At 71.8% G+C, this 24,343-nt stretch carries 23 protein-coding genes; 14 read left to right on the top strand and 9 right to left on the bottom strand.

Translation table 11 applies throughout. From position 1 onward, the window contains the following. Positions 1-63: 63 nt before the first annotated feature. A complete protein-coding gene (locus PS467_RS19840) occupies positions 64-1,215 on the top strand; it encodes a site-2 protease family protein (RefSeq protein WP_268972970.1) in 1,152 nt (383 codons plus the stop codon). Positions 1,216-1,310: 95 nt separating this feature from the next. On the opposite strand, the gene PS467_RS19835 is transcribed toward PS467_RS19840, so the two are convergent. Then, positions 1,311-1,799 (bottom strand): ATP-binding protein, encoded by a 489-nt coding sequence (locus PS467_RS19835; RefSeq protein ID WP_311036414.1) that lies wholly within the window; start codon positions 1,797-1,799, stop codon positions 1,311-1,313. A 305-nt stretch (positions 1,800-2,104) separates the two neighbouring features. Here PS467_RS19835 and PS467_RS19830 point away from each other — a divergent pair, with 305 nt between their 5' ends. The 5 genes from PS467_RS19830 (at position 2,105) to PS467_RS19810 (ending at position 7,447) form a co-directional block, all read left to right on the top strand. Next, complete coding sequence (locus PS467_RS19830) at positions 2,105-2,968, top strand: Sco1979 family transcriptional regulator (protein WP_311036413.1); 864 nt, start codon at positions 2,105-2,107, stop codon at positions 2,966-2,968. A 196-nt stretch (positions 2,969-3,164) separates the two neighbouring features. Beyond that, a complete protein-coding gene (locus PS467_RS19825; protein WP_311036412.1) occupies positions 3,165-4,622 on the top strand; it encodes an aldehyde dehydrogenase family protein in 1,458 nt (485 codons plus the stop codon). Between the two features lie 122 nt (positions 4,623-4,744). Further along, positions 4,745-5,311: a DinB family protein gene (locus tag PS467_RS19820; protein ID WP_311036411.1), complete on the top strand. Its 567-nt coding sequence runs from the start codon at positions 4,745-4,747 to the stop codon at positions 5,309-5,311. 142 nt (positions 5,312-5,453) lie between these two features. Beyond that, positions 5,454-6,083 (top strand): PadR family transcriptional regulator, encoded by a 630-nt coding sequence (locus PS467_RS19815; RefSeq protein WP_268972962.1) that lies wholly within the window; start codon positions 5,454-5,456, stop codon positions 6,081-6,083. Between the two features lie 65 nt (positions 6,084-6,148). Further along, the gene (locus PS467_RS19810; protein WP_311036410.1) at positions 6,149-7,447 is read left to right on the top strand and encodes a hypothetical protein; all 1,299 of its coding nucleotides are present in this window, start codon (positions 6,149-6,151) and stop codon (positions 7,445-7,447) included. A gap of 28 nt (positions 7,448-7,475) precedes the next feature. Here PS467_RS19810 and gad read toward each other — a convergent pair whose 3' ends face one another. Next, positions 7,476-8,888, bottom strand: coding sequence for a glutamate decarboxylase (gene gad, locus PS467_RS19805; RefSeq protein WP_311036409.1), 1,413 nt, complete (start codon positions 8,886-8,888; stop codon positions 7,476-7,478). A gap of 74 nt (positions 8,889-8,962) precedes the next feature. Continuing rightward, positions 8,963-9,637, bottom strand: coding sequence for a leucine efflux protein LeuE (gene leuE / locus PS467_RS19800; protein ID WP_311036408.1), 675 nt, complete (start codon positions 9,635-9,637; stop codon positions 8,963-8,965). 284 nt (positions 9,638-9,921) lie between these two features. Between leuE and PS467_RS19795 the strand changes: the two genes are divergently transcribed. Continuing rightward, positions 9,922-10,632 carry a DedA family protein gene (locus PS467_RS19795; RefSeq protein WP_268972958.1) on the top strand — a complete coding sequence of 237 codons (711 nt, stop codon included), beginning with the start codon at positions 9,922-9,924 and terminating at the stop codon, positions 10,630-10,632. Positions 10,633-10,810: 178 nt separating this feature from the next. Next, complete coding sequence (locus tag PS467_RS19790) at positions 10,811-12,517, top strand: threonine/serine exporter family protein (protein WP_311036407.1); 1,707 nt, start codon at positions 10,811-10,813, stop codon at positions 12,515-12,517. A 189-nt stretch (positions 12,518-12,706) separates the two neighbouring features. On the opposite strand, the gene PS467_RS19785 is transcribed toward PS467_RS19790, so the two are convergent. Continuing rightward, positions 12,707-13,198: an inorganic diphosphatase gene (locus tag PS467_RS19785; protein WP_014061662.1), complete on the bottom strand. Its 492-nt coding sequence runs from the start codon at positions 13,196-13,198 to the stop codon at positions 12,707-12,709. Positions 13,199-13,284: 86 nt separating this feature from the next. Here PS467_RS19785 and dacB point away from each other — a divergent pair, with 86 nt between their 5' ends. The 6 genes from dacB to folE all read left to right on the top strand — a co-directional run bounded on the left by dacB (position 13,285) and on the right by folE (position 21,123). Further along, complete coding sequence (gene dacB, locus PS467_RS19780) at positions 13,285-14,880, top strand: D-alanyl-D-alanine carboxypeptidase/D-alanyl-D-alanine endopeptidase (protein WP_311036406.1); 1,596 nt, start codon at positions 13,285-13,287, stop codon at positions 14,878-14,880. Positions 14,881-15,002: 122 nt separating this feature from the next. Continuing rightward, entirely contained in the window at positions 15,003-16,142 is a 1,140-nt protein-coding gene (locus tag PS467_RS19775; RefSeq protein ID WP_311036405.1) for a zinc-dependent metalloprotease, read from the top strand. Positions 16,143-16,334: 192 nt separating this feature from the next. After that, positions 16,335-17,498 (top strand): tRNA lysidine(34) synthetase TilS, encoded by a 1,164-nt coding sequence (tilS, locus tag PS467_RS19770; protein WP_311036404.1) that lies wholly within the window; start codon positions 16,335-16,337, stop codon positions 17,496-17,498. A gap of 61 nt (positions 17,499-17,559) precedes the next feature. Then, positions 17,560-18,099, top strand: a complete 540-nt coding sequence (hpt, locus tag PS467_RS19765; protein WP_268977039.1) for a hypoxanthine phosphoribosyltransferase — start codon at positions 17,560-17,562, stop codon at positions 18,097-18,099. Between the two features lie 255 nt (positions 18,100-18,354). Then, positions 18,355-20,397, top strand: a complete 2,043-nt coding sequence (ftsH, locus tag PS467_RS19760; protein ID WP_268972952.1) for an ATP-dependent zinc metalloprotease FtsH — start codon at positions 18,355-18,357, stop codon at positions 20,395-20,397. Between the two features lie 120 nt (positions 20,398-20,517). After that, positions 20,518-21,123, top strand: a complete 606-nt coding sequence (gene folE / locus PS467_RS19755) for a GTP cyclohydrolase I FolE (RefSeq protein WP_311036403.1) — start codon at positions 20,518-20,520, stop codon at positions 21,121-21,123. A gap of 72 nt (positions 21,124-21,195) precedes the next feature. Here the strand turns inward: folE and PS467_RS19750 are convergent, their stop codons facing one another. The 5 genes from PS467_RS19750 to folP form a co-directional block, all read right to left on the bottom strand. Next, positions 21,196-21,693 (bottom strand): DUF3180 domain-containing protein, encoded by a 498-nt coding sequence (locus PS467_RS19750; RefSeq protein WP_268972950.1) that lies wholly within the window; start codon positions 21,691-21,693, stop codon positions 21,196-21,198. A 79-nt stretch (positions 21,694-21,772) separates the two neighbouring features. Then, positions 21,773-22,366 (bottom strand): 2-amino-4-hydroxy-6-hydroxymethyldihydropteridine diphosphokinase, encoded by a 594-nt coding sequence (folK, locus tag PS467_RS19745; protein WP_311036402.1) that lies wholly within the window; start codon positions 22,364-22,366, stop codon positions 21,773-21,775. Further along, positions 22,363-22,722 carry a dihydroneopterin aldolase gene (gene folB / locus PS467_RS19740; protein WP_432280611.1) on the bottom strand — a complete coding sequence of 120 codons (360 nt, stop codon included), beginning with the start codon at positions 22,720-22,722 and terminating at the stop codon, positions 22,363-22,365. The genes folK and folB overlap by 4 nt, the downstream gene beginning before the upstream one ends. Before the next feature lie 207 nt (positions 22,723-22,929). Further along, positions 22,930-23,415 carry a nuclear transport factor 2 family protein gene (locus tag PS467_RS19735; protein ID WP_268972947.1) on the bottom strand — a complete coding sequence of 162 codons (486 nt, stop codon included), beginning with the start codon at positions 23,413-23,415 and terminating at the stop codon, positions 22,930-22,932. Beyond that, entirely contained in the window at positions 23,412-24,290 is an 879-nt protein-coding gene (folP, locus tag PS467_RS19730) for a dihydropteroate synthase (protein ID WP_268972945.1), read from the bottom strand. Before folP ends, PS467_RS19735 begins: the two co-directional genes overlap by 4 nt. Between the last annotated feature and the right edge of the window lie 53 nt (positions 24,291-24,343).

Genomic DNA, 24,343 nt, shown 5'->3' with positions numbered 1-24,343 from the left:
ACACTGGTAGACGCGCGACACTGGTAGTGGCAGGCGGGGGCACCCGACTGATGTGAGACGGCGATGAACGGCTCGGTCCGCGTCGGACGCGTACTCGGGGTTCCACTGCGGATGCACTGGAGCGTCCCAGTGCTCATCGTGCTGCTCGCTTACGGGCTCGGCCACGAGACGCTGCCCGCGTGGACCCCCGGCCGGACGACCGCCGTCTACGCCTTCGCCAGCGCCGTCGGCGCCGTACTGCTGATGGGCAGCCTGCTGCTGCACGAGGCCGCGCACGCGGTCACCGCCCGCAAGCGGGGCGTCTCGGTGGAGGACGTGACGCTGTGGGCACTTGGCGGCATGACCAAGATGGGACGGCCCCGCACCGCCGGGGTCGCGTTCTGGGTGGCCGTCAGCGGACCGCTCACCAGCCTGGTCATCGGCGGTATCGCGGTCGGCGCGGGGATCGGGGTGCACGCGCTCACCGGATGGGGGGTCTCCACCGCCGTCCTGATCTGGCTGGGCTGGGCCAATCTGCTGCTGGGTGTCTTCAATCTGCTGCCCGCCGCGCCGCTGGACGGCGGACGGGTGGTCCAGGCGGTGATCTGGTGGCGCACCGGGGACCGCCAACGCGCCGAGCGGGCGGCGGGGCGCAGTGGCCAGATCCTCGGCGTGGCGCTCATCGCGCTCGGCTGGATCTCCTTCCTGCGCGGGAACACCGGCGGGCTGTGGCTCTCGCTCATCGGCCTGTTCATGGTGATCATCGCCAATGCGGAGCGGCAGCGGGCCGGAGTCGACACGGCGCTGCGCGGGGTGCGGGTGGGCGACGCGATGTCGGCGCCGGTCGCCACCGGGGCGGACTGGCTGACCGTGGAGCGGTTCATCGACGAGGTGGCGGCCCACTCCCGGCACTCGGTGCTGCCGCTGCTGGACTTCGAGGGGCGGCCCAGCGGGGTCGTCCAGCTGCGCGCCCTCGCGGCGGTGCCGGCCGGGGCCCGGGAGACCCAGCGGGCGCGCGATGTGGCGATACCGCTGGCGCGGTGCACGGTGGCCGAGCCCGGTGAGCTGCTGAGCGAGGTGCTGGAGCGGGCGCGTCCGGGCGGTGGCGGAATGCCGGTGCTGGTGGTGGACCACGGGCGGCTGGAGGGCATCGTCACGATGCACGATGTGACCCGGCTCTTCCAGCTGCACAGCCTGGGCATCACCACGGCCCCGCCGGAGTCCACCCGCCCGTGACCGCCCGCCCGTGTGAACGGAGCGCCCGCCCGTGACCATCCGCCCGTGCGAACGGACGCGCGGCCGTGCGGGCGGAGCGTGCGGCCGGTTATGTGTTACGTCCGGGGCAGGTGGAAGACGGCCCAGACGATCTTGCCGCGCCGGGTGCCCGCGAGCGGCCGCCAGCCCCAGCCGTCCGTGAAGGACTCCACCAGGTGCAGGCCGCGCCCCGACTCCTCGCCGCAGCCCGCCTCGCCCGCCACCGGCCCCACCTCGCTGGGGTCGCGTACCGCGCACACCAGCCGTGAGGGGCCGCGCATCAGGTGCAGCCGCACCGGGCGGTCCGGCTCACCGGCCGCCGGGCCGCCGGGCAGGGCGTGCCGGAGCGCGTTGGTGACCAGTTCGGAGACGACCAGCGCCACTTCGTCGAGGAGCTCGGGGATGTCCCACTGCCGCAGGGTCGAGCCGGTGAACTGACGGGCGCCCTTGACCGCCTCGTAGCGGGCGGGGAGTGCGCAGGAGACGGCTCCGGAGACGCCGGAGGGATCGATCGGGGCAAGCCCTTGCCACAAGGGTCCCAGCAGGGTTGAAGCTTCGCTCCCCATGCGAGCACTCCCGCTTCCGTGGCCGTGACGAATCCTGGCCAGATTTCGTACCAGCTTGCCCGTGCGCACACCCTATGGTTCCGAATGCGCACGGCAGATGCAAGGGCAGATGCACGTGCACGGCCCTCAGTTGGTCCGGTCCGCTCGGTTTTACCGGGATTTCTGACTCCGTACACTGACGTTCAACCCGTGGCTGAGTAACGACGCGCATACGGCGCGCAGCCCGATCAGTGGCAGACTTCGCCTCCAGGGGCCGCGGGGGCGCCGTTCGCAAGGATGCTTTCCGTACAGGGAGGATCGCCGACATGGCCGCAGGCGAGTCGAGTGGATCGGTGGTGCGCCGGATCCTCCTGGGCTCTCAGCTCAGGCGGTTGCGCGAGGCCCGTGGCATCACCCGTGAGGCGGCGGGCTATTCGATCCGGGCCTCCGAGTCCAAGATCAGCCGGATGGAACTGGGCCGGGTGAGCTTCAAGGCGCGGGACATCGAGGACCTGCTGACCCTGTACGGAGTCAGTGACGAGGCGGAGCGCGCGGCGCTGCTCGCGCTCGCCCGCGAGGCCAATGTCGCCGGGTGGTGGCACAGTTACGGCGATGTGCTGCCCGGCTGGTTCCAGACCTACGTCGGCCTGGAGGGCGCCGCCTCCCATATCGCCTGCTACGAGGTCCAGTTCATCCACGGGCTGCTCCAGACCGAGGGCTACGCCCACGCCGTGGTCGCCTGCGGCCAGCCGCAGGCGTGCGCCTCGGAGGTGGACCGGCGGGTGGCGCTGCGGCTGGAGCGGCAGAAGCTGCTGGTCTCCGAGCGCGCCCCGGCGTTCCACGTGGTGCTGGACGAGGCCGCGCTGCACCGCCCCTACGGCGGGCGGAGCGTGATGTCCGCCCAGCTGCGCCATCTGCTCACGGTCTCCGAGCACCGGCATGTGACGCTCCAGGTGATGCCGTTCGCCTTCGGCGGGCACGCGGGGGAGAGCGGGGCGTTCACCCGGCTGCGGTTCCCGGAGTCCGATCTGCCCGACGTCGTCTATCTGGAACAGCTGACCAGTGCGCTCTACCTGGACAAACCCGATGAAGTGGCCCACTACGAGCGGGTGCTGGAGCGGCTGAGCGCGGACAGCCTCTCGCCGGAGAAGAGCCGGGATCTGCTCCGCGGGCTCCTCCGGGATGCCTGACGCGTCAGTGGCGCATCGGTGCCTCATCGGTGCCGCATCGGCGTCTCATCAGCGGCGCGTCAGTGCCTCATCAGCGACTCGTCAATGACGCGCCGATAACCCGCCAGTAGGATGACGTTCTGTCAGGAATACCGAATACCCCCCACCTGTGCGCGGTTGTCGGTGAACGGCACCGCGTCATCCAGAGAGGGATGGCATGTCCTACTTCTCCGAGTTGGCCCTTCAGTTCATCGACGGCGAGTGGCGCGGCGGAAGCGGTTCCTGGGACATCGTGGACTTCAACCCCTACAACGGGGAGAAGCTCGCCTCCATCACCGTGGCGACCGTCGAGGAGGTGGACCTGGCCTACCGGGCGGCCGAGCGGGCGCAGTCCGCGTGGGGTGCCACCAATCCCTATGCCCGCCGGGCGGTCTTCGAGCGGGCGCTGCGGATCATCGAGGAGCGGGAGAAGGAGCTCACCGAGACGATCATCGCGGAGTGCGGTGGCACCCATGTGAAGGCGGGCTTCGAGCTGCACCTGGCCAAGGAGTTCCTGCGGGAGGCGGTCCAGCTGGCGCTGCGGCCCGAGGGCCGTATCCTGCCGTCGCCCGTCGACGGCAAGGAGAACCGGCTCTACCGGCTGCCGGTGGGCGTGGTCGGTGTCATCAGCCCGTTCAACTTCCCCTTCCTGCTGTCGCTGAAGTCGGTCGCCCCCGCGCTGGCCCTCGGCAACGCCGTCGTCCTCAAGCCGCACCAGAACACCCCGGTCTGCGGCGGCGGTCTGGTCGCCAGGATCTTCGAGGAGGCCGGGCTGCCCGCCGGGCTGCTCAATGTCGTGGTCACCGACATCGCGGAGATCGGCGACGCCCTGATCGAGCACCCCGTCCCGAAGGTGATCTCGTTCACCGGCTCGGACAAGGTCGGCCGGCATGTCGCCACCGTGGCCGCCGCCCACTTCAAGCGCACGGTCCTGGAGCTGGGCGGCAACAGCGCGCTGGTCGTGCTCGACGACGCCGACCTGGACTACGCGGTGGACGCGGCGGTCTTCAGCCGCTTCGTCCACCAGGGGCAGGTCTGTATGGCGGCCAACCGGGTGCTGGTGGACCGGGCGGTGGAGCGGGAGTTCACCGAGAAGTTCGTGGCCAAGGTGGAGACGCTGAAGGTGGGCGACCCGGGCGATCCCACCACCCACATCGGCCCGCTGATCAACGAGAGCCAGGCCGAGGCGATCACCTCGCTCGTCGACCAGACGATCGCCGACGGCGCCACCGCGCTGGTGCGGGGCCGCACCGAGGGCACCCTGATGGGGCCGACCGTGCTCAGCGGGGTCCCGGAGGGCTCGGCGATCCTCGGCCAGGAGGTGTTCGGGCCGGTGGTGACGCTGATTCCGTTCGACGGCGACGACGAGGCCGTCCGGATCGCCAATGACACGGACTACGGGCTCAGCGGCGCCGTGCACACCGGCGACGTGGAGCGCGGGGTGCGGTTCGCCCAGCGGGTCCACACCGGCATGTTCCACGTGAACGACAGCACGGTCCACGATGAGCCGATCGTGCCGTTCGGCGGGGAGAAGCACTCCGGGCTGGGGCGGCTCAACGGGGAGTCGATGATCGAGGACTTCACCACCACCAAGTGGATCTCCATCCAGCACGGCCGGAGCCAGTTCCCGTTCTGACCCCGCGGGAACGCCGCGGAAGCGCGCCGGTCGCGGACAGAAACTGACCGCTTGCCCTCCTAGCGTGAGGTGCATCGAAGGGCGCCGGACCCGGACGCCCTCCTGATGGAAGGCGACGGCCCATGCCCGTGATCGTGAACCCCGAAGCGTGTCAGGACGAGCGCGGTGCGCTGCTGGCGTATCTGGACGCACAGCGCGGTGGCATCCGGCGCGCGGTGCACGGACTGACCGAGGAGCAGGCCCGCAGCGCCCCCAGCGCGAGCGCGCTCTCCCTGTCCGCGCTGCTCAAGCACGCGCTCACGGGCGAGCGGGGCTGGCTCGGAACCGCCCGGGGGGAGGTGGGGGACCCCAAGGAGCAGATGGCCCAGTGGGAGGACAGCTTCCGGCCCGCCGAGGACGAGACGGTCGAGGTGCTGCTCGCCCGCTACGAGGAGGCGGCACGGAAGACCGATGCCGCCATCCGGGCCCTGCCCTCGCTGGACGCGACCTTCGAGGCGCCCCGCTATCCGTGGGACGAGGGCGGCACCCGCACCTGGCGCTGGCTGATCCTCCACATGATCGAGGAGACCGCCCGGCACGCCGGCCACGCCGACATCATCCGCGAGACGATCGACGGCAAGGGCGCCTTCGACCTGGTCTTCGAGACCGGGGCGATGCCGGAGCCGGACTGGTCGGTCCTCGACCGGTGACGCGACCGGTGACGCGACCGGTGACGCGACCGGTGACGCGAGCGGCGACGCGAGCGGTGATCCGCCCGGCCCGGTGGCGCCCTCCGACGCGGCACTAGCCTGGTCACGGCGGGGACGGGACCAGGATGGAGAAGAGCGGGCGATGTCAGCGATCCGGCTGCTGGTGCTGGGGGCCGTGCGCCAGCACGGGCGGGCGCACGGCTACCAGGTCCGTAACGACCTGGAGTTCTGGGGCGCGCACCAGTGGTCCAACGCCAAACCCGGGTCGATCTACCACGCCCTCAAGCAGATGGCGAAGCAGGGGCTGATGCACGCCCACGACGTCGCGCCGAGCACGGCGGGCGGGCCGCCGCGGACCGAGTACGAGCTGACCGAGGCGGGCGAGGAGGAGTACGTCCGGCTGCTGCGGGAGGCGTTGCTGCGCCATGACCAGAAGATCGACGAGCTGACGGCCGGGGTGGGGTTCATCGTCGACCTGCCCCGTGCCGAGGCGATCACCCTGCTGAAGCGGCGGGTGGCGGCGCTGGAGGAGTGGCGGGCCGAGGTGACCCGGCACTGGACGCCGCCGGACGGCACGCCCGAGGAGTGGGGCCATATCGGCGAGATCATGAAGTTCTGGGTGCACTCCGCGGACAGCGGGGCCGAGTGGACCCGTGGGCTGATCGAGCGGCTCGAGGGCGGGGCGTATGTGATGGCGGGCGAGGGGGAGCGCTCGGTGGACGTCCTGCCGGACGGCGCCCCCAACCCGTACGCCGAACCCGGCACCGACTGAGAAAGCCACGCGACCGGGGACGGCTGCCCGCACCGGTCGTCGCCGGTTGCGGCTACGGTTCAGGTATGGGGAACGACAGGTCGGGCACGGGGGCGGAGACGGTGAGCGGGCCTGGTTATGCCCTGCTGCTCGCCGCCGGCCCGGTCGGAAAACAGCGACTGATGGACGCGACCGCCGCGCTGCCCCAGCTCGCCGCCGTACCACCGGCGGCGCTGCTGGGCACGCCCGGCGGCGCCAGCGTCGTCCAACTCGTGGACCCGGTCGATCCGCAGACCGTGCTGACGCATCTGCGGACGGCCGCCGCGCACCCGGGTCCGGTGCTGGTCCATCTCACGGGCCAGCTCACGCTCGACGCCAAACAGCGGCTGCCGCATGTGGCGTTGGCCCGTACGGCGCCGAGGACGGTCCGCTACACCGCGCTGCCCTGGCACTGGCTGGCGGCCGAGCTCGGCGGGCGGCCGCCGGGCAGTACCGTCGTGGTCGCCGATCTGGTGGCCGACGAGACGGCCTGGCCGCTGCTGAGGGCCGCCGGGCCGTACGGGCTCGCGGCCGGGCTGACGCTGTACGGCACGGTGGCGCCCGCCCGGCCCAAGCGGGGGATGGCGACGCCGGGCTACAGCCGGGCGTTCGCCGGGCTGCTGCGGGCCGCCGCCGAACGCCCGCCGTTCGCGCTGCTGCATCAGCGGGCCGCGGCGGAGGCGGGGTTGGGCGGCGGTCCCGAACTGCTGCTGGACGGCGCCGGACCGGACGAGACGTACGCGGTCCCGGCCGCCTTCGCGCCGGAGGTCCGGCCGGCCGGTCCGGTGGCGGCCGGTCCGGCCCCGCTGCCGCCGGGCACTGCCGAACCGTTCCGGCCGGCCGATTCCGTGCGGGTCCCGGCGCCACCGGCCCACGCTCCCGCGCCCGGACGGGCGCCCGTGCCCGATCCGCACGCCGCGATACACGCCGCGATATTCGAGGCGGCCAACGCGGGGCGGCACAGCGAGGCGGCCTCGATGGCGGCCGCCTGGGAGCAGGAGGCCTTCCGGACGGCCGGTCCCCGCTCCGCCGAGGCGATCCACTGGCTGGAGGTCCGCGCCGACCTCTCCCGGATCGCCGGGGACCCGGCCCGCGCCTGCGAGCTGTGGCTCGCGGTGGCCGACGCGCGGCTGGGCAACGGGGAGCCGGCCGGTCACCCGGAGGTCGAGGGGGCCGTGGACCGGGCGCACCACCAGTGGCAGTTCGTCCAGGACCGGGCCAGGGCCGCCGCCCTCGCCCCGCTGCTGCTCGACCTGCGGGGCCGGGTGCCCGGCCGCAGACCCGGCGCCCTGGAGGCGGTCCGGCGCCGGGCCGAGCTGCTCCGGTCCCCGGCCCAGACGGGCTGAGGCCGCCCGCCGGTCCGCCGCCGGCTCCTCAGTGGTGGAACGCGGTGACGGCCTTCCCCAGCGGCGCGGTCTGGGCCCGCAACTCCGGCAGCAGGGACGCCAGGTCGTCCAGGAAGAGATCGGCGAGGTCCACCGAGAAGCCGTTGCGGCACACCACCCGCAGCACGGACAGGTCCTCCCGGTTGGGCGGGAAGGAGTACGCGGGCACCAGCCAGCCGCGTTCGCGCAGCCGCCGGGAGACGTCGTAGACGTCGAAGGTGTCGATCTCCTCCGCCGTGGTGAAGGCGAACACCGGCAGCTGATCGCCGCGGCTCAGCAGGGTGAAGTCGCCGAGCGCCTCGATCCGCTCGGCCAGTGAGCGCGCCACGTCGCGGGTGTTCTGCTGGACGGCGCGGAAGCCCTCCCGGCCCAGCCGCACGAAGGTGTAGTACTGGGCGGCCACCTGGGCGCCGGGGCGGGAGAAGTTGAGCGCGAAGGTCGGCATGTCGCCGCCCAGGTAGTCGACGCGGAAGACCAGGTCCTCGGGCAGATCCTCCGCCGTGCGCCACAGCGCCCACCCCACCCCCGGGTAGACCAGGCCGTACTTGTGCCCCGAGGTGTTGATGGAGGCGACCCGCGGCAGCCGGAAGTCCCACATCAGCTCCGGGTCGAGGAACGGGGCGACCATCGCGCCCGAGGCGCCGTCCACATGCACCGGGACGTTCAGTCCGGTGCGCTCCTGGAGGTCGTCCAGCGCCCGGCACACCTCGGCGACGGGTTCGTAGGAGCCGTCGAAGGTCGAGCCGAGGACCGCGACGACCCCGATGGTGTTCTCATCGCACAGATCGGCCGCGGCCTGGGGATCGAGATGGAACCGGTTGCCCTCCATGGGCACCTGTCGCGCCTCCACCTCCCAGAAGTCGCAGAACTTCTCCCAGCACACCTGGACATTGGTCCCCATGATCAGGTTGGGCCGGGCGGTCGCCGGATAGCTCACCGGGTTCCGTTTGGCCCAGCGCCGCTTGAGCGCCATTCCGGCCAGCATGCACGCCTCGCTCGACCCCGTGGTGGAGCAGCCCATGACCGTGTCCGGGTCGGGGGCGTGCCACAGATGGGCGAGCATCGCCACGCACCGCCGCTCCAGCTCGGCGGTGCGCGGGTACTCATCCTTGTCGATCATGTTCTTGTCGAGGCAGTCGGCCATCAGCCGGCCCGCCTGCGGCTCCATCCACGTCGTGACGAAGGTGGCGAGATTCTGGCGGGCGTTGCCGTCCAGCATCAGCTCGTCATGGACGAACTGATACGCGGTCGTGGGCGCCATCGGCCCGTCCGGGAAACGGTGGCACGGGGGTTCGCCGCTCATCCCGCTGACCGGATTGGCCTCCCCGTAGAGCGGGTTGACGGAGAACTCGGGGCGCTCTTCCTTGTCGCGTCGGCCACGCATGCCGTGATGAAGTGCCATCTTCATTAAATTACGGGCATATCGGGCGCGCATCCCGGTCCCGCGCCGTACCGGCCACCCCCGCGCCGTACCGGCTACCCCGCGCTGCTGAGCGACAGTTTCGCCGCGAAGCCGAGGAACGCCGCGCCCGCGGCCGCCGACAGCCCCGCCCGCAGCCGCTGACGCCGCCGGAAGGTGGCCGCGAGATACGTACCGCTGAAGATCAGCACCGACAGGTAGGTGATGCTGAACAGCTGCGCCCAGGCGCCCAGCGCCACGAAGGACAGCGCGGGATGGGCGTAGTGCGGATCCACGAACTGCACGAAGAAGGAGATGAAGAACAGGATCGCCTTCGGGTTCAGCAGGCTGATGACCAGAGCCCGGCGGTACGGGCGCTCGCCCTCCGCGGACCCCATGGCCCCGGCCGCGCCCTCGGCGCCGCGGGCCGCCCCCGCGCCCTGCGCCCGGCGGCGCCACAGCGCCCGCGCCCCGCGCAGCATGCCCACCGCCAGCCAGGTCAGATAGCCCGCGCCCACGAACTTGACCACCGCGAAGAGCACCGGGCTGGCGTGCAGCAGCGAGGCCACCCCGCCCGCCGACAGCGCCATCAGGACCGTATCCCCGCACAGCACCCCGGCCGCCGCCCGGTAGCCGGTACGGGGGCCGCGGCGGGCCGCGACCGACACCACGTACAGCGAGTTGGGGCCCGGCAGCAGGATGATCAGCGCCAGACCGGCCAGATAGGTCGAAAGATCGGTTATCCCCAGCACAACCGGCAGGATGACAGCGGCCCACCACGCCGGTCGGATGGTTTCGCCATCCGGACTCGCACCTCACGCGACGTGAGGCCGCACCGTGGAACCCGTACCGAACCGGCATCGACAGGGCCCGGCCGGGGCTCGCCCTATACCTCCGGTCCGCTGGTGGGAACCCAGGGCAGGCACATGGCGTTGATAGCTTTGGGCGGCACACTGCGATAAACACTCAGTCCGCCCCGAACCTGCGGCCGGGCCTCGCACGAGCCTGCACCCCTCGACCCAGGAGCCTCACACCCGTGAACACCCTCGCGCTCGGCCCTCAGTGGCTGGACCCGGACTATCTGATCGAAACCTTCGGTCTGCTCGGTGTCCTGGCCATCGTTTTCGCGGAGTCCGGCCTGCTCATCGGCTTCTTCCTGCCGGGCGACTCGCTGCTCTTCACCACCGGCCTGCTGGTGACCACCGATGTGATCAAGCAGGAGCTGTGGCTGGTGTGCGTGGCCGTGGCCGTGGCCGCGATCCTCGGTGACCAGGCCGGATATCTGTTCGGCCGGAAGGTGGGGCCGACGCTGTTCCGGCGCCCCGACTCCAAGCTCTTCAAACAGGAGAACGTGGAGAAGGCGCATGAGTTCTTCGAGAAGCACGGGCCGAAGTCGCTGATCCTGGCCCGCTTCGTGCCCATCGTGCGCACGTTCACGCCGATCATCGCGGGCGTGAGCCGGATGAACTACCGCTCGTTCATCATCTTCAACGTCATCGGCGGCGTGCTGTGGGGGACCGGCGTCACCCTGCTCGGCTCGGCGCTCGGGAAGATCGACTTCGTCCATCAGCACATCGAGATGATGCTGATCGCGATCGTGCTGCTGTCGGTCATCCCGATCGTGATCGAGTACCTCCGGGCCCGCGGCAAGGCCAAGAAGGAGGGCGCGGCGGGACCGGCGGAGCCGCAGGGTCCGACCCCGGGTGCCCCCTCTCAGGGGCCGCGCGGACGCCACGCGAAGCGCTGAGCGACACGCGTCGTCCTCCCTCGCTCCCTCGCCCTTTCCCCTGGCTTCACATCCGCTTCACACCGCCCCCACTCCCGTTCGGCGGTCGCCGCCCCGCACAATGGGCTCCGGTGGCCGCCGATGCTGCATCCTTGGCTGCTGAGAACCGTACGGGGAGGCTGGTGAGGAGCGAGGAAACGTGACCCCGGACCGTCAGCACGTGTCGCGTGGTGTAAGCGCGCCGGACGTGGACACGGCAGAGAACCAGAAGCCGCAGTCCGACGAGGCACACAGCGCCTTCACGCCGCCTCTGGGCATCCCCCGGCCGTCCCTGCCCGAGGACGAGCACCCGACGTCGGAGTTCGCCGTCCCCGAGGGGCTGAGCGCGGAAGCCCCCAGTGAGCCCGAGGGCTCGGCCTTCGTGCCCCCGGCCGGGGTGAAGACCCCGTCGAGCAACCAGACCACCGGCGGCTTCCCCGCCATCACCCCGCCGAACGGCATCCCCGTCCTCCGGCTGACCAAGGACGCCCCCTGGCAGGACCGGATGCGCACGATGCTGCGCATGCCGATCAGCGAGCGCCCGACGCCCGAGCGGGTGGAGCGGCAGGACGAGACGGGGCCGGCCGTGCCGCGTGTGCTCGACCTCACCCTCCGTATCGCCGAGCTGCTGCTCGCGGGCGGCGAGGGGGCCGAGGACGTCGAGGCGGCGATGCTCGGCGTGGCGCACGCGTACGGGCTCGACCGCTGCGAGCCGACCGTCACCTTCACCCTGCTGTCGGTCAGCTACCAGCCCTCGCTGGTCGACGACCCGGTCACCGCCAGCCGGACCGTACGGCGCCGGGGCACCGACTACACCCGGCTGTCCGCGGTCTTCCGGCTGGTCGACGACATCACCTCACAGGACGACTTCACGCTGGAGGAGGCGTACCGGCGCCTGGCCGAGATACGCCGTAATCGCCACCCCTACCCCGGCTGGGCGCTCACCGTGGCGGGCGGCGGGCTGGCCGGCGCGGCGAGCATGCTGGTCGGCGGTGACTGGCCGGTCTTCTTCGCGGCGGCCATCGGCGCGATGCTCGGCGACCGGCTGGCGTGGCTGGCCTCGGGGCGCGGGCTTCCGGAGTTCTACCAGTTCGTGGCCGCGGCGATGCCGCCCGCCGCGATGGGGGTGGCGCTCAGCCTCGCGAACTCCGGGCTCCAGGCGTCCGCCGTGATCACCGGTGGGCTGTTCGCGCTGATCCCGGGGCGGGCCCTGGTCGCGGGCGTCCAAGACGGGCTGACCGGCTATTACATCACCGCGGCGGCGCGCCTCCTCGAGGTCGGCTATCTGATCGTCGGCATCGTCTGCGGTGTCCTCACGGTGCTCTACGGGGGCGTCCAGCTCGACGCCAAGCTCAACCCGGAGGCGGCGCTGCGCCATGTGGAGCGGCCGTACATCCAGATCCTGGCCGCGATGCTGCTCGCGCTGACCTTCTGCATCCTGCTCCAGCAGGAACGGCACACCGTGCTGTTCGCCACGCTCAACGGCGGGGTCGCCTGGGTGGTCTACGGCGCGCTGGCCGACACCGCCGACGTGCCGCCCGTCGCCGCCACGACCGTGGCGGCCGGGCTGGTCGGCCTCTTCGGCCAGTTGCTCTCGCGCTATCGGTACGCCTCGGCGTTGCCGTACGTCACGGCGGCGATCGGGCCCCTGCTCCCCGGTAGCGCGACCTACTTCGGGCTGCTCGCCCTGGCCCAGGGAAACCTGGACCGCGGCATCCCCCACCTCACCCAGGCGGCGGCGCTGGCCCTGGCGATCGCCATAGGGGTGAACCTCGGTGGCGAGGCCGCGCGGCTCTTCCTGAAGACCCCGGGTGCGCCCATGGACCCGTCCGACCGGCGCGCCGCCAAACGCACCAGGGGCTTCTGACCCCAGGGGCTGCCCAGGGGCTGCCCGCGCCGGGCCGGGGCTGGCCCGCGCGGGACCGGGGCTGCTCGGTCCGGTGGGGCGCGGCGCCGCCGGCCCGGAACCGCGGGCAGCCCGGACGCGCCGTCAGCCCGAAAACGCGGGCGGGCGGGGCACCCGCTGGGTGCCCCGCCCGCCCGGCGTGGTCAGGACTCAGTGGCCGCCGGCGGCCTCGAGGCGCTTGATGGACGCCTCCACCTCGGCCTCGGCCTCGGCGCGGCCCACCCAGTTGGCCCCCTCGACCGACTTGCCCGGCTCGAGGTCCTTGTAGACCTCGAAGAAGTGCTGGATCTCCAGGCGGTCGAACTCCGAAACGTGATGAATATCACGCAGGTGCTCCACCCGCGGGTCCGAGGCCGGTACGCAAAGCAGCTTGTCATCGCCACCCGCCTCGTCCGTCATCCTGAACATGCCGATGGCACGGCACTTGATCAGGCAGCCGGGGAACGTCGGCTCGTCGAGAATGACCAGTGCGTCCAGCGGGTCGCCGTCCTCGCCGAGGGTGTTCTCGACGAAGCCGTAGTCCGCGGGGTAGCTGGTCGACGTGAAGAGTCGCCGGTCAAGACGGATGCGACCCGTCTCGTGGTCCACCTCGTACTTGTTCCGCGAACCCTTCGGGATCTCGATGGTGACGTCGAACTCCACGGGTGGCTCCTCCATGATCAACACATACGTCTGGTGATTAAGTGTCCCCCACGCAGCTGTGTGGTGGCGAAAGGGGCTGGTCGGTCGTGCCTGAAGCCAGATCGTGGCAGGTCAGGGAGTGGCTGAGCCACCGGCTCGGCCGAGGGTTGCGCGAGTTGGACCGCGCGCGGGGTCGTGGGCTGCGCGCGCTGGATCGCGCGCGCGGCCGTATCCGGCGCCAGTGGCGGCGCACGCCGCCGGAGCAGCGGCGGACCTGGCAGCTGGTGGCGGTCTCCGCCGGGACCGGCCTGGCGGTCGCCGTGGTGGCGGTGCTCGTGGCCGGGCCGTGGGACGCCGGTCAGCGTACGGCCGAACGCGCCCGCGCCACCGAGGACGGGGTTCCGGGCGGCGGGCGCGACGACGGTCCGGCGCGGCCCGCGCCCAGCGCCGCGCCGGTCCTGGCCGCGCTCGGCGGGCCGGCCGCGCCCCGGTCGCCGGACAGCGGCGAGGACGCCGTACCGCCCCCCACCGGGGCGGGGCTCGCCGACACGCTCGAACCGCTGCTGGAGGACTCCGCGCTGGGCGATGAGCGCTCGGTGTCGGTGGTGGACGTGACCACCGGTCAGCAGGTGTTCGGCAGCAAGGCGGGGACGGCCACGGTCCCCGCCTCGACGATCAAGCTCGCGACCGGCGCCGCGGCCCTCTCCGCCCTCGGCCCGGACCACCGCATCAGGACCAGCGTCGTGGCGGGCGCGGGCGAGAACGACATCGTGCTGGTCGGCGGCGGTGACCCCACCCTCACCGCCCGCGAGGTCAAAGGGGACGACCACCCGGCCGCGCTCGGCCAATTGGCCGACGCCACCGCCCGCGCCCTCAAGAAGCGCGGCGCCGGACCCTACCGGCTCCGTTACGACACCTCGCTCTACTCCGGGGCGAAGCTCCACCCGATCGGCCCCAACGAGAACATCTCGCCCGTCGTCCCCCTGATGGCCGACGAAGGCCGTAAGGACGACAGCGACCACGGCCCGGCCCCGCGCGCCACGGACCCGGCCGCCGACGCGGCCGGTACGTTCGCGTCGATGCTGCGCGACCGGGGTGTCGAGGTGACGGGCGAGCCCCGGTCGGGGAAGGCCGCCAAGGGCGCCCGGACGCTGGCCTCCGTCCGCTCCCAGCCGCTGTCCTCGCTCGTCGAGCGGATGCTGACCACCAGCGACAACGACATCGCCGAGGCCCTCTCCCGGCAGACCGCCCTCGCGGCGGGCGAGCCCGCGAGCTTCGCGGGCGGGGCCAAGGCCGTGACCGAGCGGCTGCGGAAGCTCGGACTGCCGCTGGACGGTGCGCGGATCGCGGACGGCAGCGGGCTCGACCGTGCCGACCATGTGTCCGCCGGGCTGCTCGCCCAGGTGCTGGTGCGCGCCGCCGCCCAGGACCACCCGGAGCTGCGGTCGCTGCTCACCGGGCTGCCGGTGGCCGGTTTCACTGGCACCCTGCGCACCCGCTACGCCGACGGGGTGGGCCGGGGCGTGGTCCGCGCCAAGACCGGCACGCTCACCGGGGTCAACAGCCTCGCGGGCTCGGTCGTGGACGCGGACGGCCGGCTGCTGGTCTTCGCGTTCATGACGAACGGCACCACCGACCCGAACGGCGCCCAGCACGCCCTGGACCGGATGGCCTCGGCCCTCGCCAACTGCGGCTGCCGCTGACCTGCCGCTGACCTGTCGCTGAACCGGAGCGGCGGAGCGGGCGGCGGACCGGAGGCGGGGCGGCCGCCTGCGCGGGCCCTGGTGTCCTCCCGGATGGGGCGCGGGCCACGTACCGTGAAGCCATGACGAGCATCGGTGGTGTGGAGATGGTCGACTGGAACCTCGCGGTCGCGACCGCGACCCGGCTGGTGCGCCCGGGGCCCGAGGTCAGCCGCGAGGAGGCGCGCGCCGTCGTCGCGGAGCTGCGCCGGCACGCCAAGTCCTCGGAGGAGCACGTCCGCGGGTTCACCCGGATGGCCGTCTCGGGCGGTCCGGCTTCCGACACCCCCGTCCTCGTGGTGGACCGCACGGGCTGGATCAAGGCCAATGTGGCGGGCTTCCGGCAGCTCCTCAAACCGCTGCTGGGCAAGATGCAGGACCGGCGCGGCGGACTGCCCGGCGGGGCCGTGCTGGGCACGGTCGGCGGCAAGGTGACCGGGGTGGAGCTGGGGATGCTGCTGTCCTTCCTCGCCTCCCGGGTGCTCGGCCAGTACGAGACCTTCGCGCCCGCGACCCGTGAGCTGCCCGCCGGCTCCCCGGGCGGCGGCCGGCTGCTGCTGGTGGCGCCCAACATCGTCCATGTGGAGCGGGAGCTCGACGTGGCCCCGCACGACTTCCGGCTGTGGGTCTCGCTGCACGAGGAGACCCACCGCACCCAGTTCACCGCCGTGCCCTGGCTGCGCGACCACATCGAGTCCGAGATCCAGGCGTTCCTCGGCGAGACCGATGTGGACCCGGCCACCCTGCTGGAGCGGATCCGCGAGGCCGTCCAGTCCCTGAGCGGCGGCCGTTCCGGAGACGAGGGGGACGCGGCGGAGGGTGGCGCGCCCACCATCATCGAACTCGTCCAGACCCCGGCCCAGCGCGAGATCCTGGCCCGGCTGACCGCGGTGATGTCGCTGCTGGAGGGGCACGCCGACTACGTCATGGACGGGGTGGGGCCGGAGGTCGTGCCGTCCGTGGCGGAGATCCGGGAGAAGTTCCAGAAGCGCCGGGCGAGCGGCGCGGGCCGGCTGGACCAGGCGCTGCGCAAGCTGCTGGGGCTCGACGCCAAGCTGCGGCAGTACCGTGACGGTGAGCGGTTCGTACGGGCCGTGGTGAACCAGGTCGGCATGGACGGTTTCAACCGGGTCTGGACCTCGCCCAACACCCTTCCGACCAAGGCGGAGATCAGCAAACCCGCCGAGTGGGTCGCGCGGGTGCACCGCACGGCGGAGTCGTAGAACAAGCACACCCCCGGCACACCCGGAAACGGACGAATGCTCCCCTCAATCACTCGTCCGAGGGACCGTTGGCGACGGGTAGGCGTGCGATGCTCGGGGAACAGCTCGCTTCTGTCACCATCGACATACGCAGCGTGACGAAAGCCCTCGCCCCCGAGGCACCCCCTCGAACTGACAGATGGGAAAACGGACATGGGTCCCCATCCAGCGGTCGCCGCGATACGCCTCGCGGTCCGCCGCGTCCTCCACGACGTCCTCGTCGCCCAGTCGGCCTCATCCTCACCCACCTCGCCCTCTTCGCCCTCCCCGGTTTCCTCGCCCGCCGAGCCCGCCGCCCCCGCCGCGCCCGCACCGGTCCGTCCGGCCGCCGCCACCCCCCGAGGCTCCGCGTCCCGCGGCTCCGCCCCGCGCGACGACGCGCCGCTCGTGCTCGCCGCCTGCTCGGGCGGCGCCGACTCCATGGCGCTCGCCTCCGCCCTCGCCTTCGAGGCCCCCCGGCTCGGCCTGCGCGCCGGCGGGGTCACCGTAGACCACGGCCTCCAGCAGGGGTCCGACGCCCGCGCCGCCGAGGTCGCCGACCGGATGCGGGCCCTGGGCCTGGCGCCGGTCGAGGCCGTCGCCGTGTCCGTCGGCCGGGACGGCGGCCCCGAGGCCGCCGCCCGGGACGCCCGCTACGCCGCCCTGGACGCCGCCGCCGACCGCCACGGCGCCGCCGCCGTGCTGCTCGGCCACACCCGGGACGACCAGGCCGAGACGGTTCTGCTGGGCCTCGCCCGCGGCTCCGGCACCCGCTCGCTGTCCGGTATGGCCTGGGTCTCCGGGGCCGGCGGCCGCTACCGCCGCCCCTTCCTCCAGCTGGACCGGCACACCGTCCGCCAGGCGTGCCTGGCCCAGTCGCTGCCCGTCTGGGAGGACCCGCACAACGCGGACCCGGCCTACACCCGCTCCCGGGTCCGCCACGAGGCCCTGCCCATCCTGGAGAAGGCGCTGGGCAAGGGCGTGGTCGAGGCGCTGGCCCGTACCGCCCAGCTCTCCCGCGACGACGCCGACGCCCTCGATGCCTGGGCCGCCCGCGCCGAGGCCGATGTGATGACCACCGCACCGGCGGCGGCCGGTGGCGCGCAGGCCGTGCATCTCGACACCGTCGGCCTGCACGGACTGCCCGCCGCCGTCCGCCGCCGGGTGCTGCGCCGCGCCGCCATCGCCGCGGGCGCGCCCGCCGGATCGCTCTTCGCCCGGCACATCGAAGAGGTGGACCGGCTGATCACCGGCTGGCGGGGCCAGCGGGCCATCAACCTCCCCGGCCGCGTCGAGGTCCGCCGTGAGGGTGGCAGACTGGTCATCCGGCAGGGCTGATCCGCCCGAGCCAGATGAGCCGGTACGTCGAACGAGAGTGGCGCGGGTGGACGACAAGGACATGGGCACCGACCTCAAGTCGGTCCTCATCACCGAGGAAGAGATCAACGCGAAGCTGGCCGAGCTGGCCGCCGCCATCGACGAGGAGTACGCGGGCAAGGATCTGCTGATCATCGGCGTGCTCAAGGGCGCGGTCATGGTGATGGCGGACCTGGCGCGGGCCCTGTCCACGCCCGTCACCATGGACTGGATGGCCGTGTCGTCGTACGGCGCGGGCACCCAGTCCTCCGGTGTGGTGCGTATCCTGAAGGACTTGGACACCGACATCAAGGGCAAACACGTCCTGATCGTCGAGGACATCATCGACTCCGGACTGACGCTGTCGTGGCTGCTGTCGAACCTGGGCTCGCGTGAGCCGGCCTCGCTGAACGTCTGCACCCTGCTGCGCAAGCCGGAGGCGGCCAAGGTCGCCATCGATGTGAAGTGGGTCGGCTTCGACATTCCCAATGAGTTCGTCGTCGGCTATGGCCTGGACTACGCCGAGAAGTACCGGAACCTTCGGTTCGTCGGCACCCTGGCCCCTCACGTCTACGGCGGCTGACGGCGCCGCGGCCCCCTGGGAACCTGGCGGGGTTTTCCGCCGTTGGAGCAGGGGAAGGCGGTTTTGTTAACAGTCCACGGCGGCGTCGGGTGACAATGCTGGGGTACCGTCCGAAGGTCAGTCTTTTTCGAGACTGAGGGTTACACAGCTCATACACCGCAAATACACCGCAAATACACCGCACGCACAGGCGCCCCTCCAGGGCTGCCGTGCCTCACTGTGGCAGGAGGGACGGGGCGGCTTCGCCCCGTATGGATGGACGTGAAGCGCTACTTCCGTGGGCCGGTCATGTGGATCGTGCTGGCCGTCCTCGCCGTGGTCGTGTTGATGCAGGTCGTCGGCTCGTCCGGCGGCTACAAGTCGGTGGACACCAGTCAGGTCGTCAAGGCGATCAACCAGAACCAGGTCCAGTCCGCCGAACTGACGACCGGCGACGAGCACAAGGTAAAGATCAAGCTCAAGGACAACGTCGCCAAGATCTCGGGCAGCAATAAGCTCCAGGCCACCTACATCGGTGACCAGGGCGTCGATCTCGCCAAGACGCTGCAGGCCAATGCCCAGAAGCCGAACGGGATCCCGGACGGGTACAACGTCTCGACGTCGAAGCAGAACCCGTTCGTCGGGATCCTGCTCTCGCTGCTCCCGTTCGTGCTGATCGTCGTCGTCTTCCTGTTCCTGATGAACCAGATGCAGGGCGGCGGCTCCCGGGTGATGAACTTCGGCAAGTCGAAGGCCAAGCTGATCACCAAGGACACCCCCAAGACGACCTTCACCGATGTGGCGGGGGCCGACGAGGCGGTGGAGGAGCTCCAGGAGATCAAGGAGTTCCTCCAGGAGCCGGCGAAGTTCCAGGCCGTGGGCGCCAAGATCCCCAAGGGTGTGCTGCTCTACGGCCCGCCCGGTACGGGTAAGACGCTGCTCGCGCGCGCCGTCGCGGGCGAGGCGGGTGTCCCGTTCTACTCGATCTCCGGCTCCGACTTCGTCGAGATGTTCGTCGGTGTGGGTGCCTCCCGCGTCCGCGACCTGTTCGAGCAGGCCAAGGCCAATGCCCCGGCCATCGTCTTCGTCGACGAGATCGACGCCGTCGGCCGGCACCGTGGCGCGGGCATGGGCGGCGGCCACGACGAGCGTGAGCAGACGCTGAACCAGCTGCTCGTCGAGATGGACGGCTTCGATGTGAAGGGCGGGGTCATCCTGATCGCCGCCACCAACCGGCCCGACATCCTCGACCCCGCGCTGCTGCGTCCGGGCCGCTTCGACCGGCAGATCGCCGTCGACCGCCCGGACATGCAGGGCCGGCTGGAGATCCTCAAGGTCCACCAGAAGGGCAAGCCGGTCGCCCCGGACGTCGACCTGTCGGCCGTCGCCCGCCGCACCCCCGGCTTCACCGGTGCCGATCTGTCGAACGTGCTGAACGAGGCCGCCCTGCTGACGGCCCGCAGCGACAAGAAGCTGATCGACAACCACTTCCTGGACGAGGCGATCGACCGAGTCGTGGCCGGTCCGCAGAAGCGGACCCGGATCATGAGCGACAAGGAGAAGAAGATCACCGCGTACCACGAGGGTGGTCATGCCCTGGTCGCGGCGGCGTCTCCGAACAGCGACCCGGTGCACAAGGTCACGATCCTCTCCCGTGGCCGGGCCCTGGGCTACACCATGGTCCTGCCCGACGAGGACAAGTACTCGACCACGCGCAACGAGATGCTCGACCAGCTCGCCTACATGATGGGCGGCCGGGCGGCCGAGGAGCTCGTCTTCCACGACCCGACCACGGGCGCGTCCAACGACATCGAGAAGGCGACCGCCACGGCCCGCGCGATGGTCACGCAGTACGGCATGACCGAGCGGCTCGGCGCGATCAAGTTCGGCTCCGACAACTCCGAGCCGTTCCTGGGCCGTGAGATGGCTCACCAGCGCGACTACTCCGAAGAGGTCGCCGCGCTGGTGGACGAGGAGGTCAAGAAGCTCATCGAGGCCGCGCACAACGAGGCGTGGGAGATCCTCGTAGAGAACCGGGACGTCCTGGACAACCTGGTGCTGGCGCTGCTGGAGAAGGAGACGCTGAACAAGGAGGAGATCGCCGAGATCTTCGCCCCGGTCGTCAAGCGCCCGGCCCGCCCGGCATGGACCGGCTCCTCGCGGCGTACGCCCTCGACCCGCCCGCCGGTGCTCTCCCCCAAGGAGCTGGCCCCGGCCAACGGCGCCCAGCCCACCTCGGCGGCTTCGCTGACCAAGAGCACCGCCCCGGAGGACGGCGCCGAGCGCCCCGAGGGGTCGGGCTCCGGTTCGGAGAGCTGATCCCGGCACCGGGGCCCGCCCCGGTAACCCCGGAATGAACGCCGCGTCCACCAGGTTCTAGCCTGGTGGACGCGGCATTTCGCGTTCGTATGTGTTGTGTGTGAGGAACGAGGCAGCTCCATGACCGACCCGGTGACGCTGGACGGCGAGAGCCCCATCGGCGTGTTCGACGAGAAGCGCGCCGAGAACGCGATCCGCGAGTTGCTGATCGCCGTCGGCGAGGACCCGGACCGGGAGGGGCTGCGCGAGACGCCGGGACGGGTCGCCCGCGCCTACAAGGAGATCTTCGCGGGGCTGCGCCAGGAGCCCGAGGACGTTCTGACCACCACCTTCGACCTGGGCCACGATGAGATGGTGCTGGTCAAGGACATCGAGGTGATGTCCTCCTGCGAGCACCACCTGGTGCCCTTCGTAGGCGTCGCCCATGTGGGCTACATCCCGTCCAACGACGGCAAGATCACCGGGCTGTCCAAGCTGGCCCGGCTGGTGGACGTCTTCGCCCGCCGCCCCCAGGTCCAGGAGCGGCTGACCACGCAGATCGCCGACTCCCTGATGCGGATACTGGAGCCGCGCGGGGTGATCGTGGTGGTCGAGTGCGAGCACATGTGCATGACCATGCGCGGGGTGCGCAAGCCCGGCGCCAAGACGCTCACCTCGGCCGTCCGCGGCCAGCTGCGCGACCCGGCCACCCGGGCCGAGGCGATGAGCCTCATCATGGCCCGCTGAGGACCCCGCCTCGGACGCGACCCGCGCCCCCCCGAGCCTTAGACGCGACCCGCGATCCCCGAGGGGCTCGCCTCAGGGGCGGGCCGCCGCGGCAGGGCCGTTGCCGTCGCGGTCGTCGTCCTCCGGGAGCTTGCAGACCCGCTCCAGGAAGAACGCGGCCGCCACCACCCCCACGGCCGCCAGGACCGAGGCCCCGGCGTAGAGCGCCTGGTCCCGGCGGGCGGGCACATCGAGCTGCTCCATGGCCAAGAAGACGCCCGCACCGCCGTACATCCCCGCGACCAGCGCCGCCACCAGCGCACTGGCCTGCCCGAAGACCACCGCACGGGCGGCCACCATCGGGTCCACGCCCTTGGCGCCGGGCTGACGCTCCCGCTGGGCGCGCAGCCGGGACCGCAGCGACAGCGCGGTGGCGGCCAGCACGACCGCGATCAGGGCCAGCACGATCGGCGCGGCCACCGGCACGCTCGGCAGCGATCCGTACGTGTCCCACAGCCGGGACCCCGCCCATGACACCACGCCGGCCACGGCGAACAGCCCGACCAGCACCCCGATCCGAAGTTGCCTCACCGACCGGTCGCCCCTCAATTCAGTACGTGCCAACGTCCCCGGAACCCCTCCGGAGCCCGGAACCTCTCCGGAGCAACGTCTACTCGGGCAGTCGCAGTTCCAGATCGGTGCGGACCCGGACCCCGTCCTGGCCCAGCGCCGCCAGCAGCGCCGCGACCGCCCCGCGCCCGGGGACCTCGGCCTGCGGGTCCACGTCGTGCCACGGCACCAGGACGAAGGCGCGCTCATGGGCGCGCGGATGCGGCAGGGTGAGCTGGGGGTCGTCGGACACCACGTCCTGGTAGGCCACGATGTCCACGTCGATGGTGCGCGGGCCCCAGCGCTCGTCCCGCACCCGCTCGAACGCCTCCTCGATCGCGTGGCCGCGCTCCAGCAGCGAGGACGGCGGCAGCGTGGTCTTGATCAGCACCACCGCGTTGAAGTACGTGGCCTGGGTGCCCGGCTCCACACCCCACGGGTCCGTCTCGTACACCGGCGACACGGCCTTGACCCGCAGCCCCGGGGTGTCCTCCAGCGCGTCGATGGCGCCCTGGAGGGTCTCCAGGCGGTTGCCCAGGTTGCTGCCGAGCGAGATCACCGCTCGTTTGGGGTTGCTCAACGTCACATCGGCGGCGTCCACCTGTTCCACGACGGAGGTGGGAACGGGCTGCACGGTCGGGTCGCTGCTGCTCATACTCGGCTCCGGGTGATGGTGATGGTCACGTCGTCGAAGGGCACGGTGATCGGGGCCTGCGGCTTGTGCACCACGACCTCGACCTCCCGCACCACGTCGTGCTCGAGGCACCGGTCGGCGATCCGCGCGGCCAGCGTCTCGATCAGATCGACCGGCTCACCCCGTACCACGTCCACGACCTCCTCCGCCACCACGCCGTAGTGCACGGTCTTGCCGAGGTCGTCATCGGCCGCGGCGGGCCGAGTGTCCAGGCCGAGCACGAGGTCCACCACGAAGTCCTGGCCCTCCTCGCGCTCATGGGGTAGCACACCGTGGTGCCCGCGAGCCTTCAGGCCGCGCAGTGCGACACGATCCACCTGAATCACTCCTGCTGGTCGTCGGTACGCGGGCACGTCCCGGCCCTTTCCGGAACGCACCACCCGTCCCCTGCCGTATGCGGGGGTACCTGCCTCGAATCTACCTGCGGGCCCCGTCCGCATTCGCCCATGGGGTGGGCGGCGCCCCTCCGACGCTCCGCGTCCCAGCCTTCTACCCCCACCGCGCGGGGCTCGAACGGGGTGCGGTCAGCCCGGCATCAACCCGCCGCCGGCGGGCCCCTCGGGGCCGCCCGGCTCCTCGTCGTCGCTCTCCGCGAGCACCGGGGAGCCGTGGTGCGCCCAGACCTTCCAGCCGTCCTCCGTACGGCGGAACACGTTCGTGGCGACGACCAGCTGGCCCACCAGCGGGCCCAGCTGTCCCTCCTCCTCCGCGGGGGCGCCGCTGAGGATGTTCTCGGTGCAGGTCACCAGGGCGGTGTCGGACATCACCGACACCTCGACATCGGTCAGGAAGAACTGGATGTAGTCCGTATTGGCCATGATCAGCGCGTAGGAGCGGAGCACCTCGCCGCGGCCGCGCAGCACCGGCCAGCCCGGGTGGACACAGGACACCTCGGTGTCGGGTGAGTCCAGCCACAGCCGTTGCAGCGTGGCGTGGTCGCCCTGCTCCATGGCCTCGTACAGCGCGGTGTTCACCAGCGCCACACGCTCGTTGTCGGTAAGGGAAGTCACAGCGCTCCCGCCGTGTTCTCGGCCGCTTCGATGGCCCGCGCCACGCGCACCGCGTCCGCGCTGGCCCGTACCTCGTGCACCCGGACGGCCCAGGCGCCCTCGCGCGCCGCGAGCGCGGAGACCGCCGCGGTGGCGGCGTCCCGCTCCCGGGCGGGCGGCGGGGTGCCTCCGTCGCCGGCCAGGACGCGCCCCAGGAACCGCTTGCGGGAGGCCGCCACCAGCAGCGGCCGGCCCAGCTCCCGCAGCGCGGACAGATGCGCCACCAGCGCCAGGTCCTGCCCGGCGTCCTTGGCGAAGCCCAGGCCCGGGTCGACCACGATCCGCTCCGGGTCGATACCGCCCGCGACCGCCTGCTCCAGGCTGGTGCGCAGCTCGGCGACGACCTCGCCGACCACGTCCGCGTAGACCGCCCGGTCGTTCATGTCGACCGACTGGCCGCGCCAGTGCATCACCACGAACGGCACCCCCGCCGCGGCCACCATGGGCACCATCGCGGGGTCGGCGGCGCCGCCGCTGACGTCGTTGACCAGCCGGGCGCCGGCCGCCACGGCCTGCTCGGCCACCGCGGCCCGCATGGTGTCCACGCTGATCACGACCCCGGCCGCGGCCAGCTCCCGGACGACGGGGATCACCCGGCGCAGCTCCTCGGCCTCGTCGACGCGCGCCGCGCCGGGGCGGGTCGACTCACCGCCGACGTCCACCAGGTCGGCCCCGGCGGCGACCAGATCGAGACCGTGCTTGACGGCCAGTTCGGTGTCGAACCACTGGCCGCCGTCGGAGAAGGAGTCGGGTGTGACGTTCACCACGCCCATCACCGCGCACCGGTCCCACTCCGGCAGTCCGGCCACCCGGCCCCGCCCATGCAACGTGCTCATGTCCCCAGACTAGGCGTAGCGGCGGCCCGGCCGGGCGGTGGCGAGGTGCGGCA

It is taken from the genome of Streptomyces luomodiensis (assembly GCF_031679605.1).
GTDB classification, from domain to species: domain Bacteria; phylum Actinomycetota; class Actinomycetes; order Streptomycetales; family Streptomycetaceae; genus Streptomyces; species Streptomyces luomodiensis.
The sequence above is the reverse complement of the archived record's forward strand: the minus strand, read 5'-3'. Positions and strand labels throughout refer to the sequence as shown.

What these genes read in the sequence shown, in the direction of transcription:
- PS467_RS19840 (WP_268972970.1), top strand. Translation starts at nt 64, where the DNA reads ATGAACGGCTCGGTCCGCGTCGGACGCGTACTCGGGGTTCCACTGCGG.
- PS467_RS19835 (WP_311036414.1), bottom strand. Translation starts at nt 1,799, where the DNA reads ATGGGGAGCGAAGCTTCAACCCTGCTGGGACCCTTGTGGCAAGGGCTT.
- PS467_RS19830 (WP_311036413.1), top strand. Translation starts at nt 2,105, where the DNA reads ATGGCCGCAGGCGAGTCGAGTGGATCGGTGGTGCGCCGGATCCTCCTG.
- PS467_RS19825 (WP_311036412.1), top strand. Translation starts at nt 3,165, where the DNA reads ATGTCCTACTTCTCCGAGTTGGCCCTTCAGTTCATCGACGGCGAGTGG.
- PS467_RS19820 (WP_311036411.1), top strand. Translation starts at nt 4,745, where the DNA reads ATGCCCGTGATCGTGAACCCCGAAGCGTGTCAGGACGAGCGCGGTGCG.
- PS467_RS19815 (WP_268972962.1), top strand. Translation starts at nt 5,454, where the DNA reads ATGTCAGCGATCCGGCTGCTGGTGCTGGGGGCCGTGCGCCAGCACGGG.
- PS467_RS19810 (WP_311036410.1), top strand. Translation starts at nt 6,149, where the DNA reads ATGGGGAACGACAGGTCGGGCACGGGGGCGGAGACGGTGAGCGGGCCT.
- gad (WP_311036409.1), bottom strand. Translation starts at nt 8,888, where the DNA reads ATGGCACTTCATCACGGCATGCGTGGCCGACGCGACAAGGAAGAGCGC.
- PS467_RS19775 (WP_311036405.1), top strand. Translation starts at nt 15,003, where the DNA reads ATGACGAGCATCGGTGGTGTGGAGATGGTCGACTGGAACCTCGCGGTC.
- tilS (WP_311036404.1), top strand. Translation starts at nt 16,335, where the DNA reads ATGGGTCCCCATCCAGCGGTCGCCGCGATACGCCTCGCGGTCCGCCGC.
- hpt (WP_268977039.1), top strand. Translation starts at nt 17,560, where the DNA reads ATGGGCACCGACCTCAAGTCGGTCCTCATCACCGAGGAAGAGATCAAC.
- ftsH (WP_268972952.1), top strand. Translation starts at nt 18,355, where the DNA reads ATGGACGTGAAGCGCTACTTCCGTGGGCCGGTCATGTGGATCGTGCTG.
- folE (WP_311036403.1), top strand. Translation starts at nt 20,518, where the DNA reads ATGACCGACCCGGTGACGCTGGACGGCGAGAGCCCCATCGGCGTGTTC.
- folK (WP_311036402.1), bottom strand. Translation starts at nt 22,366, where the DNA reads ATGAGCAGCAGCGACCCGACCGTGCAGCCCGTTCCCACCTCCGTCGTG.
- folP (WP_268972945.1), bottom strand. Translation starts at nt 24,290, where the DNA reads ATGAGCACGTTGCATGGGCGGGGCCGGGTGGCCGGACTGCCGGAGTGG.